Source organism: Mycobacterium sp. M26, from assembly GCF_001494595.1.
GTDB lineage: Bacteria > Actinomycetota > Actinomycetes > Mycobacteriales > Mycobacteriaceae > Mycobacterium.
Genome location: NZ_LN929908.1, coordinates 572,534 through 587,328 on the forward strand (window position 1 = coordinate 572,534; position 14,795 = coordinate 587,328).

Consider the following 14,795-nt stretch of genomic DNA (forward strand, 5'->3'; position numbering starts at 1 on the left):
TCAGGCGATTCCGAAGTCGATGACGCCGCGGACCAGCTCGCCGCGCAACAGGTCGTCGAAGGCGTCGTTGATGTCGTCGAGCCGGTAGCGGCGGGTGATCATCTCGTCGAGCAACAGCTGGCCCGCGGTGTACATCGCGGCCAGCCGCGGGATCTCGGAGCGCGGGTTGCACGACCCGAACACCGTCCCGCACAGGTTCTTGTTCATCAGGACCAGATCCTGCACGTCGAGCTGGACCGGCTGGGCACCGGCGGGCGCCATCCCGGTGAGAACGCAGGTGCCGCCCTTGCGGGTCAGGGCGAGTGCGGCGCGGATGTCCTCGCCGGTGATATCGGACGGCGAGACGACGACGGCGTCGGCCATCACACCGCGGGTGAGGTCGCGGACCAGATCGGTCGCCTCAGCCGTGGATGTGGCGGTGTGGGTGGCGCCGAAACCGAGTGCCGACTTCAGTCGCGAGTCGCGGGGATCCACCGCGACGATCGTGGTGGCGCCGTTGATGCGAGCGCCCTGCACCGCGGCGGTGCCGATGCCGCCGACGCCGACGATCACCACTGTGTCGCCGCCGCGCACACCGGCGCGGTGGGTCGCCGAGCCGTACCCGGTCGGCACGGCGCAGGACAGTAGCGCGGCAGGCAGCAGCGGGATGGTGGGGTCCACCTTCACCAGTGAATCCGCTGCCACCACAGTGTGTTCGGCGAAGGCGCCGATCTTCGAGGTGTGGCCGAGGTCGTCACCGTCGAGGGTGTGGTGGCGGAAGGTGCCGTCGGTGGGCATACCCGGGGTCAGGACACCGGAGCCCTTGTCGCACAGGTACTCCACACCGGACGCGCACCACCGGCAGTGCCCGCAGACCGCGACGAACGACGTCACCACATGATCGCCGGGCGCCAGGCCGGTGACGCCGTCGCCGACTTCTACGACAACGCCGGACCCCTCGTGGCCGCCGATCGTCGGCGGCCGTTTCGTCGGCGCGCCGGGCGGAGACATGAAGCCGTTGCGGATGTGGTCGTCGGAATGACACAGTCCGGCGGCGGCCATCTGCACCAGCACCTCGCCGGTGCGCGGCGGGTCGAGCTCGAAGTCCTCCACAGACCAGGCGCCGCCCACCTCACGCACGATCGCGGCCCGGCTCCTCATGCCCCGACATTACGGGTGCGGCGTGGGCACAGGGTGCGAGATCTCACTGTGGGTCCACCGGGTCCGCGGTATTCCCGAGTTCGCTCGAAGGGAAACGGGGCGCATACTCCGCTTCGCCGGGGTTACGTTTTCACCCATGGCAATCAAACTTGGACTTCAGATCCCAAACTTCTCCTACGGAACCGGCGTGGCGGAGTTGTTCCCGACGGTGATCGCGCAGGCGCGTGAGGCCGAGGAGGCCGGCTTCGACTCGGTTTTCGTGATGGACCACTTCTACCAACTGCCGGGCCTCGGTGCGCCCGAGGAGCCGATGCTCGAGGCCTACACCGCGCTGGGTGCACTAGCCGCGGTGACGCAGAACGTCCAGCTCGGCACCCTGGTGACCGGTAACACCTACCGCAACCCGACGTTGCTCGCCAAGGCCATCACCACGCTGGACGTGATCAGCCAGGGCCGCGCCGTCCTGGGTATCGGCACCGGCTGGTTCGAACTCGAACACGATTCTCTGGGCTACGAGTTCGGCACCTTCACCGATCGATTCGACAAACTCCACGAGGCGCTGGAGATCATCCTGCCGATGCTCGCCGGCGACCGGGTGACCGCAACGGGCAAGTACTACCGAACCCAGGAGGCTTTCGCCAACCCGCGCTTCCGCGACCACATCCCGCTGATGATCGGTGGCAGCGGGGAGAAGAAGACGATCCCGCTGGCGGCCCGCTACTTCGACCACCTCAACATCATCGCCGGATTCGACGAGCTGGCCCGCAAGGTCGGGGTGGTCCGAGACCGCTGCGAGGACATCGGCCGTGACCCGGCCACGTTGGAAACCAGCGTGCTGGCCATCGCGATCATCGACGAGAACGTCACTCCCGATTTCATCCCCGAGGACTTCAGGCAGCAGGCGGTCTACGGCAGCCCCGAGCAGATCGCCGATCAAGTCAAGACCAAGATCCTCGACGCCGGCGTCGACGGCGTCATCCTCAGTCCGATCACCAGCATCGACGGTTACCACCCAGGGCTGGTCACCGCCGTTGCCGAGGCACTCAAGCCGGCCCTCGGACTGTGAGGCGAGCTGGCTGCCTGGCCAGGCTCACCGCCAGCTGGGCAGCCAGATCTCCATGTTCCACGTCGACTGCGAGATCGGAATCCCGGTCAGGATCGGATACAGCCACGCGAAGTTGGTGATCACCAGCGCGAGATAGCCGCTGACCACGATCAGGCCGAGAGTTCGCCGTTCGGCGTTCTGTTTCGGGGCATACAGGATGTCGCCGAGGATCAGTGCGATCCCCATCACCAGGAACGGCGCCATCGGCACCGCATAGAAGAAGTACATCTGCCGGTCGATGTCGGCGAACCAGGGCAGGAAGCCCGCGCAATACCCGGTCAGCACCACCGCGTAGCGCCAGTCACGCCGCACGAACGCCCGCCATGCGGCGTAGAACAGCACCGGCACCGCCAGCCACCACATTGCCGGGGTTCCGACGAGCATCACCGCCTTCACGCACGACGACGCCCCACAGCCCGGCACGTTCTGGTTGTCGATCGCGTAGAGCACCGGACGCAGCGACATCGGCCACGTCCACGGTTTGGACTCCCATGGGTGGTGGTTGCCGTTGGCGTTGGTCAGCGTGGAATGGAAGTGATACGCCTTGTAGGTGTAGTGCCACAGCGACCGGATCGCGTCCGGCGGCTGGTACCACTGCCGCGGCCCGATCGACTCGCCGACCTCGTACCGGTTGACGGCGGTCTCCGAGGAGAACCACGGCGCATACGACGCCAGGTACACCGCGAACGGAATCAGCAGAAACACATACGCGCTGGGACCCACGTCGCGCCGGATCGCCCCGAACCACGGCCGCGGCACCCGGTAGGCGCGGCGGGCGGCGATGTCGAACGCCAGCGACATCGCGCCGAAGAACACGATGTAGTACAGGCCCGACCACTTGGTGGCGAAGGCCAGGCCCAGCAGGACGCCCGCGCCGAACCGCCACCAGCGCACCCCCAGCCGCGGTCCCCACGGCGTCTCGGCGATGCGCCCCTCCAGCAGGGCGTTGTGCATCCGCTCGCGTACCTGGTCTCGGTCGACCATCAGCGCACCGAACGCCGCCACCACGAAGAACGTCAGGAACGCGTCGAGCAGCGCGGTGCGGGCGGCCACGAAGCTGACACCGTCGGCGATCAGCAACAGGCCGGCGATCGCGCCGATCATGGTGGAGCGGGTGATCCGCCGGACGATCCGCACCACCACTGCCACCAGGATCACGCCCAGCACCGCGCTGGTGAAGCGCCAGCCCACGCCGGTGTAGCCGAACAGCGCCTCACCGATCGCGATCAGCTGCTTGCCCAGCGGCGGGTGCACCACGAGGCCGAACCCGGGATTGTCCTCCACGCCGTAGTTGTGCAGCATCTGCCAGGCCTGCGGCGCGTAGTGCTTCTCGTCGAAGATCGGTGTGCCCGCATCGGTGGGCGAGCCGAGGTTCATCAGCCGGGTCAACGCGGCCAGTGCGGTGATGACGGCGGTGGCGGCCCAGCCCTCGATCCGGTCCAGCGGCCCGAAGTCCGCTACCGGCACCAGCGGGCCGGGGCTGATGACGGGGACGTGGCGCTCCGGCGCGACGTCATCAGCGGTGGCAGTCATCGTTAGCGATCGTAGGCTGTCGGGCATGCCCTCCGGCCGACTGATCCTGGGTGCCACGCCGTTGGGCCAGCCCGCCGACGCCTCGAAGCGGCTGGTCGACGCCCTGGCCAGCGCGGACATCGTGGCTGCCGAGGACACCCGGCGGGTCCGCACGCTGGCCCAATCCCTCGGTGTGACGATCGGCGGCCGGGTGGTGAGTCTGTTCGACCAGAACGAGGCGGCCCGGGTGCCCGGGCTGATCGACGAGATCAAGGCCGGCGCCATGGTGCTGGTGGTCAGCGACGCCGGGATGCCGCTGATCAACGATCCCGGCTACCGGATGGTGACCGCTGCTGTCGAGGCCGGACTCGCCGTCACGTGCTTGCCCGGTCCGTCCGCGGTGACCACCGCGCTCGCGGTCTCCGGCCTGCCGTCGGACCGGTTCTGCTTCGAGGGCTTCGCGCCGCGCAAACAGTCCGCGCGGCGGGCCTGGCTGGCGGGGCTGGTGACCGAACAGCGCACCACGGTGTTCTTCGAGTCGCCACGCCGGCTGGCCGAAACGCTGCGCGACGCCGTCGAGGAGCTGGGTGGGCAGCGCCGCGCGGTGGTGTGCCGGGAGCTGACGAAGATCCACGAAGAGGTGTTGCGCGGGTCGCTGGCCGAGCTCGCCGACTGGGCCGACGAGAAGGTGCTCGGTGAGATCACCGTGGTGCTCGAGGGTGCTCGGCCGGTGGCCGATGCGGCGACCCTGGTCGGTGAAGTTGAGGTTTTGGTTGCGGACGGGATGCGGGTCAAGGATGCCTGCGCCCGGGTGATCGACGCCCACCCCGGCGCGCCGTCGCGCCGTGAGCTCTACGACGCGGTGCTGCGCGCGCGCTCCCAGGAGAACTGACCCACGACAGGGGCCGCCTTGTGCAGGCACTCCTGCCACTCGGCCAGCGGATCGGAGTCGGCGGTGATCCCGCCGCCAACGCCCAGCGCCGCACCGCCGTCCGCGTCGAACTCCACGGTGCGGATCGCGACGTTCAGTTCGGTGCCCGCGACCGGGGACGCCATGCCGACCGTGCCGCAGTACACCCCGCGCCGGTGCGGCTCCCATCGCGCAAGGAGTTGACGCGCTCTAGTTTTGGGTGTGCCGGTAACGGAGGCGGGTGGGAACGCGGCATCCAGTACCGCCGCGGTGGACACGTCGACGGGCACCGTCGCGCGCACCGTCGACACCAGGTGCCACACCCCGGGGGCGGGACGTACGGCGAGTAGTTCGGGAACGGCCACCGAGCCCACCTCGGCCACCCGGCCGAGGTCGTTGCGTACCAGGTCGACGATCATGATGTTCTCGGCGACGTCCTTGACCGACGCCCGCAGCGCGGCCGGATCGGCATGCCATGGCAGCGTCCCCTTGATCGGGCTGGAGGTCACCTGGCTGCCGCGGCGGCGCAGGAACAGCTCCGGTGACAGTGACGCCACTGCGCCCCAGTCGCCGGCCAGGTAGGCCGCGCGGGCCGGCGTGGTCCGGGTGACGGCGTCGGCGAAGAAGTCCAGCGGCGAACCGCAGACGGCTCCGGTGAACTGCGTGCACACGCAGGCCTGGTACACCTCTCCGGCGGCGATCGCTTCCAGGCACTGCGCGACCCCGGCCTGGTGGGCCTCGAAATCGGGCTCGGCCCAATCGATCTCGCAGCGGCCCGCTGACACCGAGGAAGAGATCGCCTCCCGTACCCACGGCGCAAGCGTTGCGCCGGTGAGGCTTTCGTGCCACCAGCAGCCGTCGCGATCCAGCCGCAGCACACAGTCGGTCCAGCCGCCGGCGGCCTCGGGGATGCGCGGCCCGCGGCCATCAGCGGCGGAGTCGGGATAGGACACGTACCCGATCCAGCCGCCACCGACGGCGTCGGTGCGCGCACCCGGGGTGACGGCGAAGACGTCGGCCGGATTCACCGGCTGGGCCGCCACACTCGGCGCGATCACCGCCGCGGAGCCGAACCAGTCGCCGGTCAGCGCCGCCGGTGGCGGCAGACCTCGCCGGGTGGCGGCATCGGCGAGCGCGCACAGCACGTCGGCTGCGGTGCCGATGTCGCCGAGCCGATCGGTGCGCATCGCCTAAGCCTGACGGCTGGGCCGAGCAGACGCAAAGTCGCGGGCTCAGCGGCTGATCTCGCGCGGCACGGTCACCGATGCCAGCTTCTCCGGGTTTCGCATCGCGTAGAAGTTGGTGATCTTGCCGTCGATCACCTCGATCAGGAACACGCTGTCCGGCCGATTGTCGCGGTAGACGATCGCCGCCGGTGCGCTGTTGTACGACGCCAGTTCCACCGTGTACTCGGCGCCAGCCCGGCTCATCAGGCCGATCAGCAGCCTGGCCACCTTCTCGGCGCCCAGCACCGGCCGGCGTGCCGCACTGACCTTGCCGTCGCTGTCGGAGGTGAACACCACGTCCGGGGCCAGCATCGCCATCAGACCGTCCAGGTCGCCGGTGGCGGCCGCGACCAGGAACGCGGTGGTGATCTGTTCGGACTTGCCCGGGTCGACGGGCTCGAACCGCTTGCGCCGCGACTGCACATGCTCGCGGGCGCGGTGCGCCATCTGGCGCACCGCCGCCGCGGATTTACCGACCGCCGAGGCGATTTCGTCGTGGCTGAAGCCGAACACCTCGCGCAGCACGAACACCGCGCGCTCGTCCGGGCTCAGTGTCTCCAACACCACCAGCATCGCCATCGACACCGACTCGGCGAGCACCACATCCGCGGACGCGTCGTCGAGCAACAGCGGCTCGGGCAGCCACGGGCCGACGTAGTCCTCGCGGCGGCGGGCCTGACTGCGCAACGTGTTCAGGGCCTGGCGGGTCACCAGCTGCGCCAGGTAGGCCTTGGTGTCGCGGACCTGGGCCAGATCCACCCCCGACCAGCGCAGGTAACTGTCCTGCAGCACGTCGTCGGCCTCGGTGGCCGAACCGAGGATCTCGTAGGCGATGGTGAACAGCAGCGGCCGCAGCACGGTGAAGCGGTCGGCGTGGTCGTCGGCGTTGGTCACGGTGTCGGCACCGCCTCGGCCGCCGGCCGCTTACCCGCCTTGAGCCACACATACGACCCGGGCCTGCGGGCCTCGCGGCGCAGTCCGCTGATGGTGGCCTTGCAGATTGCTTCCTTGATCCTGGCCGCCATTCTCCCTCCTATGGAGAGCGGCAGCGCGGTGTCGTCGGTGCGGGAGATCTGGATGGTGCCCGCCGCGCGGCCCAGGCTGATGCACTGGCCGGTGAACGCCTGCCGGATCGCGGCCGGCTGGTCGCCGACGATGCGGGCCAGCACGGTGTTGGCGGCCTGGGCACCCAGCGGGAGCGCGGCCTGGCAGCTCATCCGCAGCGGTTCGCCCGACGGGGCGGCGCAGTCGCCGGCGGCCACCACCCGCGGATCGTCGATGCTCGTCAGCGTCTCGTCGGTGAGCAGCCGGCCGATCGTGTCGGTCCGCAGTCCCGAGCGGGCCGCCAAGTCCGGCACACCGAATCCGGCGCTCCAGATCGTCACGAAACTGCGCACCTGCCTGCCGTCGGCCAGCACCACGGCGTCGGGCTCGACGGCAGCGACCATGGCACCCGGGCCGTCGATGATCTGCACGCCGAGCGTGCGCAGCCGCTTGGCGACCGACCGGCGCCCCGGCGCGCTCAGGTAGGGCCCGAGCACCGGCCCGCAGACCAGCGTCACCGCGCGACCCTGCTCGGCCAGTTCGGCGGCGGTCTCGATCCCGGTGGGGCCCGCGCCGACCACCGCCACCGGCGCCCCGTAGTGCAGTTCGTCGAGGGCGGCAGCCAGCCGCTTGGCCTCCTCGAGATCGCCGATGGGATAAGCGAATTCGTCGGCTCCCGGCACTGTGGGGCCGCCCGATCCGCTGCCGACGGCGTAGATCAGGTAGTCGTAGGGCAGCGGATCGGGCGGCCGGCGAACAACTCGACCTGGCGGGCACCGGTGTCGATCCGGGTGGCGGCGTCGACGACCAGTTCGACTCCGGGTGCGAGGATGTCGGCGAAGTCGACGACAGCGTCATCGGATCCGGCGGCCAGCTGGTGCAGCCGAATGCGTTCGACGAACTCCGGGCGCGGATTGACCAGGGTGACCGCGACGGCGGGACGCTGCCGCAGCCGGTTGGCCGCGATCACGCCGGCATAGCCGCCGCCGATGACGACGACGCGAGTGGTGTGTTGTGCATCGTGTTGAGCGTTGATTTCAGTCATGCCCCCAAGACACCTCGCAGGCCCTGACTGTGACTCTACGTGACGCAGATCACTCTGCTTGATAGCGCGGGAAGACCCCGGCCGGAGCGGGCAGTGCGGTTCCCGGCGCGATGCGCACTCCGATCGCGGTGAAGTCACGCTGCGATTCGGGCTGGCCGAGCAGGTCCAGCAGCTTGGCCGCGGACTCCGGCATCACCGGCTGCACCAGCAGTGCGGCGATGCGCACCACCTCCAGCGTCACGTACAGCACGGTATGGAAACGCTCCCGGTCCGCCGCCGACTCCGACTTGCGCAGCACCCACGGCTCCTGGGCGGAGAAATACCGGTTGGCCGCACCCAGCATCAGCCAGATGGTCTCCAGCGCGATGTGCATGGCCTGCTCGTCGAAGGCGGCCCGCACTTTGTCCAGCAGCCCGTCGGCGATCGCCAGCAGCTCGGTGTCCTCGGCGCTGAACTCGCCCGGGGTCGGGACGGCGGCGTCGAGGTTCTTGTTGACCATCGACAGCGACCGCTGCGCGAGGTTGCCGAATTCGTTGGCCAGGTCGGCGTTGATCCGGCCGATGATGGCGTCCTCGCTGTAGCTGCCGTCCTGGCCGAACGGAACCTCGCGCAGGAAGAAGTAGCGCACCTGGTCCACCCCGAACTCGTCGACCAGCGAGATCGGGTCGATCACGTTGCCGACCGACTTGCTCATCTTCTCGCCCTTGACGTTGATGAATCCGTGGGCGAACACCCGCTTGGGCAGCTCGATCCCCGCCGACATCAGGAACGCCGGCCAGTACACCGTGTGGAACCGGACGATGTCCTTGCCGATGACGTGGATGTCGGCAGGCCAGTACCGCTGGAACTCAGGGGAGTCGGTGTCGGGGAAGCCGACGCCGGTGAGGTAGTTGGTCAGCGCGTCGACCCAGACGTACATGACGTGGTCAGGATGCTCGGGCACCGGAACGCCCCAGTCGAACGTGGTGCGCGAGATCGACAGGTCCCGCAGGCCACCGGAGACGAAGCTGACCACCTCGTTGCGCCGGACGTCGGGCCCGATGAAGCCGGGGTTGGCGGCGTAGTGGGCCAGCAGCCGCTCGGCGTAGGCCGAGAGCTTGAAGAAGTAGGTCTGCTCCTCGGTCCAGGTGACCGGGGTTCCGGTCTCGACCGCGTAGCGCGCCCCGTCGTCGCGCACCTCGGTCTCGTCCTCGGTGAAGAAACGTTCGTCGCGCACCGAGTACCAGCCCTGGTAGCTGCCCAGGTAGATGTCACCCGCCTCGTTCATCCGCTGCCAGATCGCCTTGGAGGCCTCGTAGTGGTCGGCGTCGCTGGTCCGGATGAACCGGTCGAAGGAGATGTTGAGGCGCTCCTGCATCTGCTGGAACACATCAGAGTTGCGCCGCGCCAGCTCGGCGGTCGGGATGCCCTGGGCGGCCGCCGTCTCGGCCATCTTCAGGCCATGGACGTCGGTCCCGGTCAGGAAGCGGACGTCGAAACCATCGAGACGCTTGAAGCGCGCGAGGGCGTCGGTCGCGATCTTCTCGTAGGCGTGCCCGATGTGGGGCGCACCGTTGGGGTAGTCGATCGCGGTGGTGATGTAGAACGGCGGGCGGCCTGGGGTGCGCGCCCCCGCGCCGGGGGAAGAAGTGGTCATCTCGCCGTTCACTTTATTGTGTTGCGGGGGGGTCAGAGCGGACGGGGGAAGAAGTGGTCATCTCGCCGTTCACTTTATTGTGTTGCGGTGGGTTCAGAGCGTCCGGCACCGCCGCTACCAGAGCCGTTGAGGCCGTTGATCGACGCCCACACCCATCTGGATGCCTGCGGGGCCCGCGATGCCGCCGACGTGCGCGCGGTGCTCGACCGCGCCGAGTCGGTCGGCGTGCTGGCCGCGGTGACGATCGCCGATGACCTGGACGCCGCCCGCTGGGCGGCCGACGCCGCCACCTGGGATCCGCGGGTCTACGCCGCGGTCGCGCTGCACCCGACCCGGGCCGGCGCCCTGACCGAGACCGCCCGGGCCGAACTCGAGAAGCTGGCCGCCCAGCCGCGGGTGGTGGCGATCGGCGAGACCGGGATGGACCTGTACTGGCCGGGCAAGCTGGCCGGCTGTGCCGAGCCGGCCGCTCAACGCGAGTCGTTCGCCTGGCATATCGATCTCGCCAAGCGGACCGGCAAGCCGCTGATGATCCACAACCGCGACGCCGACGCCGAGGTGCTCGACGTCCTGCGCGCCGAGGGCGCCCCGGAGACGGTGATCTTCCACTGCTTCTCGTCCGGCCCGCAGATGGCCCGCACCTGTGTGGACGCCGGGTGGGTGCTCAGCCTGTCCGGGACGGTCAGCTTCCGCAACGCCCGCGACCTGCGGGAGGCCGCCACCCTGATCCCGCCGGATCAGTTGCTGGTCGAGACGGATGCGCCATTTCTGACCCCCCATCCCTATCGCGGGGCGCCCAACGAGCCGTACTGCCTGCCCTACACGGTGCGGGCGCTGGCCGACGTCGTCGACCGTCCCGCCGAGCTGGTGGCCGAGCAGTCTTACGCAACCGCCCGGCGCATCTACGGTGTGTAGCGGGCCGGTAGCGGCCGGTCTCTAAGGGCTTGTTGAGACCCAGCCGACCAAGTTGCCCGGCTGCAGCCGGATTCGTTACCGTCTTGTGATCGAAGGGGCTGCTTGTAGGGGGCCCCTGTTTGTTTGTTGCCGAGGCGGAATCGAAGACTTTTGAACGCGTTGACCACATTGCACAAGTCGCCCTCCCCCGCTCTGCGTCTGGTGGTGGCTGCGCTGCTGCTGACGCTGGCCGGGGCCGGAATCTTCGCGGTGACCGCGCACAAGACGGTGACGCTGGAGGTCGACGGCACCCAGATGAAGGTCACCACGATGAAGTCGCGGGTGATCGACATCGTCGAGGAGAACGGCTACTCGGTGGCCGACCGTGACGACCTGTTCCCGGCCGCCGGCCAGACCGTGGCGGACGCGCAGACGATCGTGCTGCGCCGCAGCCGGCCGCTGCAGATCTCGCTGGACGGGCAGAACGCCCAGCAGGTGTGGACCACCGCCTCAACCGTCGACGAGGCGCTGCATCAGCTGCAGATGTCCGACACCGCGCCGGCCGCCGCCTCGCGCGGCAGCCGCCTGCCACTGGAAGGCATGGCACTGCCGGTGGTCAGCGCAAAGACCGTGCAGATCAACGATGGTGGGCAGGTCAGCACGGTGCATTTGGCCGCCCCTAACGTCGGCGCCCTGCTGGCCGCCGCCGGCGTTCCGCTGGAGCAGGCCGACACCGTGGTGCCCACGGCGTCCTCCCCGGTCATCGCCGGGATGCAGATCCAGGTGACCCGGATGCGGATCGAGAAGGTCACCCAGCAGGTGCCCCTGCTGCCGCCGGCCAAGCGCATCGAAGACCCGACCTTGAATATGAGCCGTCAGGTGGTCGAAGACCCCGGAACACCAGGCATACAAGACGTAACTTTTGCTGTCGCGACGGTCAATGGTGTGGAAACCGGACGCCTCCCTGTTGCCAACACCGTTATCGCGCCGGCTCGTGAATCGGTACTCCGGGTCGGAGCAAAACCGGGAACAGAAGTTCCCCCGGTAACAAATGGCGCCATTTGGGATGCCATTGCCAGGTGTGAAGCGGGCGGTAACTGGTCGATCAACACAGGCAACGGGTACTACGGCGGTGTTCAGTTTGATCAAAACACTTGGGAAAGAAACGGTGGTTTGAGGTATGCTGGCCGAGCCGATCTGGCAACCAGAGAAGAACAAATAGCAATTGCTGAAGTTACTCGGGCACGACAAGGATGGGGAGCGTGGCCGGTGTGTGGTAGGAGTGCATCGTGACAATTCGTCTCCTGGGACGCACCGAGATCAGAAACTTGGCCAAAGAACTCGACTTTCGGCCGCGTAAATCTCTCGGTCAGAATTTCGTCCATGACGCCAACACCGTGCGCCGGATCGTGTCCGCGTCGGGCATCAACAAGCACGATCACGTGCTCGAGGTCGGTCCCGGACTCGGCTCGCTGACGCTGGCCCTGCTCGATCGGGGCGCGACGGTGTCGGCCATCGAGATCGATCCGGTGCTCGCCCAGCGGCTGCCGAAGACGGTCGCCGAGCATTCGCACAGCGAGATCCACCGGCTGACCGTGCTCAACCAGGACATTCTGACCCTGGAACGGTCCGATCTGGCCGAGCTGCCCACCGCTGTGGTGGCCAACCTGCCGTACAACATCGCGGTTCCCGCGCTGCTGCACCTGCTCGCCGAGTTCCCGTCGATCCGCACCGTGATGGTGATGGTTCAGGCTGAGGTCGCTGAGCGGCTGGCCGCCGAGCCCGGTGGCAAGGACTATGGCGTGCCCAGCGTGAAGGTTCGCTTCTTCGGCAAGGTGCGCCGCTACGGCATGGTGTCGCCGACGGTGTTCTGGCCGATCCCGCGGGTCTACTCGGGTCTGGTCCGGATCGACCGGCACGAGGTCTCGCCGTGGCCCACCGACGACGGCTTCCGCGAGAAGGTCTTCGACCTGATCGACATCGCCTTCGCGCAGCGGCGCAAGACGGTCCGCAACGCCTTCCTGGAGTGGGCCGGCTCGGGCAACGAATCCGCCGAGCGGCTGCTGGCCGCCAGCATCGACCCCGCCCGCCGGGGCGAGACGCTGGGCGTCGCCGACTTCGTGCGGCTCTACCAGCGCTCCGCGGATTTCCTGCCGACCACCGATGCCGCCGACGAGGGCACCTCGCGGCCGGCCGGGGTCTACTGACCGCTTCGTTCCACCGCATCACTGAGGTGGTGCATCATGTCCGCGCACGATTCGTAGCGCCGGTCCGGATCCTTGGCGATCGCGCGTGCCAGCACCAGATCAAACGAGCGCGACAGCCACGGCACCCGGCGGGAGATCTCCGGCGGCGCGGTGTGCAGATGTGCGTCGACCAACGCCATCGGATGTTCACCCGGATAGGGGGTCAGTCCGGTCAGCATCTCCAGCGCGGTGCACGCCAGCGCGTACTCGTCGGTGGCGGCCTGCGGTAGCCGGCCCTGCAGCAGTTCCGGTGCCGCATAGGGCAGTGAGGCGAGCACCTGCGGGGCGCGATGCCAGACGTCCTCGGCCAGGACATGTGCCACACCGAAGTCGATCAAAACCGCGCCGAGGCTCGAAAAATCATGGTGGACAAGGATATTGGTGGGCTTGACGTCGGTGTGCACGATGCCGTGACGATGCGCATGATCCAGTGCGGAGGCGATCTGCTCGAGGGCTTTCAGCTTGGTCTGCAGCGTCGGCAGCGCTGCGGCGTTGCCGCCGTCGATGTAGTGCATCGTCATCCAGATCGGTCCGTGCTCGTAGACCGCCACGATGTGCGGGTGGCGTAGGGCGGCGGCGATCCGGAACTCGCGCGCCAGCCGTGCGGTGCCTGCCGGGTCGCGGTGGGTTTCGTCGAGAACCTTCAATGCGACGACCGGATGCGCCGGATCCGGATCCGAGGCGCGGTAGACGGACGCCTGCCCGCCGCGGCCGAGCAGAGTCTCGACGAGGTAGCCCTCGAATCGCTGCCCGGGGTGTGCCACACCTCCGACCCTAGATTCGGCTCCGCTCGACGTCGGGTGAATGGGCCCCGGCGCGATAGTCTCGTGCGGTGTCTCGGTCCAATGGCTCGATCGCTCCGGAATGGGTGCCGACCGGGTCGGTGACGGTACGGGTGCCGGGCAAGGTGAATCTCTACCTCGGCGTGGGCGACCGTCGCGATGACGGCTACCACGAACTGACCACGGTCTTCCATGCTGTGTCGCTGGTCGACGAGGTCACGGTGCGCAACGCCGACGTGCTCTCACTGGAGACCATCGGGGAGGGCGCCGAGGACCTGCCCGCCGACGAGCGCAACCTGGCCTGGCAGGCCGCCGAACTGATGGCCGAGCATGTCGGTCGCGCGCCGGACGTCGAGATCACCATCGAGAAGTCGATCCCGGTGGCCGGCGGTATGGCCGGCGGCAGCGCTGATGCCGCCGCGGTGCTGGTGGCGATGAACACGCTGTGGGAGCTGGGCGTACCGCGCCGCGATCTGCACGCGTTGGCCGCCGAACTCGGCAGCGACGTCCCGTTCGCCCTGCACGGCGGCACTGCTCTGGGCACCGGCCGCGGCGAGGAACTGGCCACCGTGCTGGCTCGTAGCACCTTCCACTGGGTGCTGGCTTTCGGTGACGGCGGGCTGTCGACGGCGGCGGTCTACGACGAGATCGACCGGCTGCGCGAGACGGGTGAACCGCCGCGCCTGGCGGACGCCGAGCCGCTGCTGGGGGCGCTGGCCTCCGGTGATCCCCGGGAGCTGGCCCCGCTGCTGGGCAACGATTTGCAGCCGGCCGCGCTCAGTCTCAATCCGGACCTGCGCCGCACGCTGCGGGCGGGGACCGACGCCGGGGCGCTGGCGGGCATTGTGTCGGGCTCCGGGCCGACGTGCGCGTTCCTGTGTGCGTCGTCGGCGGCGGCGCTCGATGTGGGGACGGAGCTGGCCGGGGCGGGCGTCTGCCGCACCGTCCGGGTGGCCAGCGGCCCCGTGCACGGGGCGCGTGTGGTGGCCGGACTGACGTCCTAGTTAACCGCTGTTGTGTGACCCGCCCCTCAATTGCCACTAAAACTTGGCGGTAACTTAAGGGAAGTTTAAGATGATCGGCGGTGATGACTAGCGGCCTGGCACTGCAGATGTGCGAGTCGCCCACCCCGATCAGGGGCGGGCGGTGGCCCGCCGACGCCGACTCATCATCGTTTCGAGACCGAAAAGCTCCCGGTTCGTATTGGCGTGCCTCCTATGCGGCACGTTCTGGCAGGTGGAGCATGAAATTCCGG

Annotated in this window: 12 protein-coding genes and 1 pseudogene; 6 read left to right on the forward strand and 7 right to left on the reverse strand. The window is 68.5% G+C overall.

Annotated features, from left to right (window positions below; all coding sequences use genetic code 11):
- Complete coding sequence (locus BN3385_RS12255) at nt 1-1,140, reverse strand: NDMA-dependent alcohol dehydrogenase (protein ID WP_059017035.1); 1,140 nt, start codon at nt 1,138-1,140, stop codon at nt 1-3.
- 136 nt (nt 1,141-1,276) lie between these two features.
- Here BN3385_RS12255 and BN3385_RS12260 point away from each other — a divergent pair, with 136 nt between their 5' ends.
- The gene (locus tag BN3385_RS12260) at nt 1,277-2,206 is read left to right on the forward strand and encodes an LLM class F420-dependent oxidoreductase (protein ID WP_059017036.1); all 930 of its coding nucleotides are present in this window, start codon (nt 1,277-1,279) and stop codon (nt 2,204-2,206) included.
- 24 nt (nt 2,207-2,230) lie between these two features.
- Here BN3385_RS12260 and BN3385_RS12265 read toward each other — a convergent pair whose 3' ends face one another.
- Nucleotides 2,231-3,778, reverse strand: coding sequence for a dolichyl-phosphate-mannose--protein mannosyltransferase (locus tag BN3385_RS12265; protein ID WP_059017037.1), 1,548 nt, complete (start codon nt 3,776-3,778; stop codon nt 2,231-2,233).
- Nucleotides 3,779-3,803: 25 nt separating this feature from the next.
- Here BN3385_RS12265 and rsmI point away from each other — a divergent pair, with 25 nt between their 5' ends.
- Nucleotides 3,804-4,649 carry a 16S rRNA (cytidine(1402)-2'-O)-methyltransferase gene (gene rsmI / locus BN3385_RS12270; RefSeq protein WP_059017038.1) on the forward strand — a complete coding sequence of 282 codons (846 nt, stop codon included), beginning with the start codon at nt 3,804-3,806 and terminating at the stop codon, nt 4,647-4,649.
- Here the strand turns inward: rsmI and BN3385_RS12275 are convergent.
- The 4 genes and pseudogenes from BN3385_RS12275 to metG all read right to left on the reverse strand — a co-directional run bounded on the left by BN3385_RS12275 (nt 4,610) and on the right by metG (nt 9,618).
- Nucleotides 4,610-5,854, reverse strand: a complete 1,245-nt coding sequence (locus BN3385_RS12275; RefSeq protein WP_059017039.1) for an aminodeoxychorismate synthase component I — start codon at nt 5,852-5,854, stop codon at nt 4,610-4,612. The two genes, rsmI and BN3385_RS12275, sit on opposite strands and share 40 nt — an antisense overlap.
- Before the next feature lie 45 nt (nt 5,855-5,899).
- Nucleotides 5,900-6,787 (reverse strand): RNA polymerase sigma-70 factor, encoded by an 888-nt coding sequence (locus BN3385_RS12280; RefSeq protein ID WP_059017040.1) that lies wholly within the window; start codon nt 6,785-6,787, stop codon nt 5,900-5,902.
- Nucleotides 6,784-7,982: pseudogene (locus BN3385_RS12285) on the reverse strand (NAD(P)/FAD-dependent oxidoreductase). Before BN3385_RS12285 ends, BN3385_RS12280 begins: the two are co-directional and overlap by 4 nt.
- Nucleotides 7,983-8,031: 49 nt before the next feature.
- On the reverse strand, nt 8,032-9,618 hold the full coding sequence (gene metG, locus BN3385_RS12290) for a methionine--tRNA ligase (RefSeq protein WP_059021858.1): 1,587 nt from the start codon (nt 9,616-9,618) through the stop codon (nt 8,032-8,034).
- An 87-nt stretch (nt 9,619-9,705) separates the two neighbouring features.
- Between metG and BN3385_RS12295 the strand changes: the two genes are divergently transcribed.
- The 3 genes from BN3385_RS12295 (at nt 9,706) to rsmA (ending at nt 12,719) form a co-directional block, all read left to right on the forward strand.
- Nucleotides 9,706-10,533, forward strand: coding sequence for a TatD family hydrolase (locus BN3385_RS12295; RefSeq protein WP_059017041.1), 828 nt, complete (start codon nt 9,706-9,708; stop codon nt 10,531-10,533).
- A gap of 150 nt (nt 10,534-10,683) precedes the next feature.
- Nucleotides 10,684-11,805, forward strand: coding sequence for a resuscitation-promoting factor (locus BN3385_RS12300; protein ID WP_059017042.1), 1,122 nt, complete (start codon nt 10,684-10,686; stop codon nt 11,803-11,805).
- Nucleotides 11,802-12,719, forward strand: coding sequence for a 16S rRNA (adenine(1518)-N(6)/adenine(1519)-N(6))-dimethyltransferase RsmA (rsmA, locus tag BN3385_RS12305; RefSeq protein ID WP_059017043.1), 918 nt, complete (start codon nt 11,802-11,804; stop codon nt 12,717-12,719). The genes BN3385_RS12300 and rsmA overlap by 4 nt, the downstream gene beginning before the upstream one ends.
- Here rsmA and BN3385_RS12310 read toward each other — a convergent pair.
- Nucleotides 12,713-13,522, reverse strand: coding sequence for a serine/threonine-protein kinase (locus tag BN3385_RS12310; RefSeq protein ID WP_059017044.1), 810 nt, complete (start codon nt 13,520-13,522; stop codon nt 12,713-12,715). The two genes, rsmA and BN3385_RS12310, sit on opposite strands and share 7 nt — an antisense overlap.
- 68 nt (nt 13,523-13,590) lie before the next feature.
- Between BN3385_RS12310 and BN3385_RS12315 the strand changes: the two genes are divergently transcribed.
- Nucleotides 13,591-14,544 (forward strand): 4-(cytidine 5'-diphospho)-2-C-methyl-D-erythritol kinase, encoded by a 954-nt coding sequence (locus tag BN3385_RS12315; protein WP_059017045.1) that lies wholly within the window; start codon nt 13,591-13,593, stop codon nt 14,542-14,544.
- The last annotated feature ends 251 nt before the right edge of the window (nt 14,545-14,795 follow it).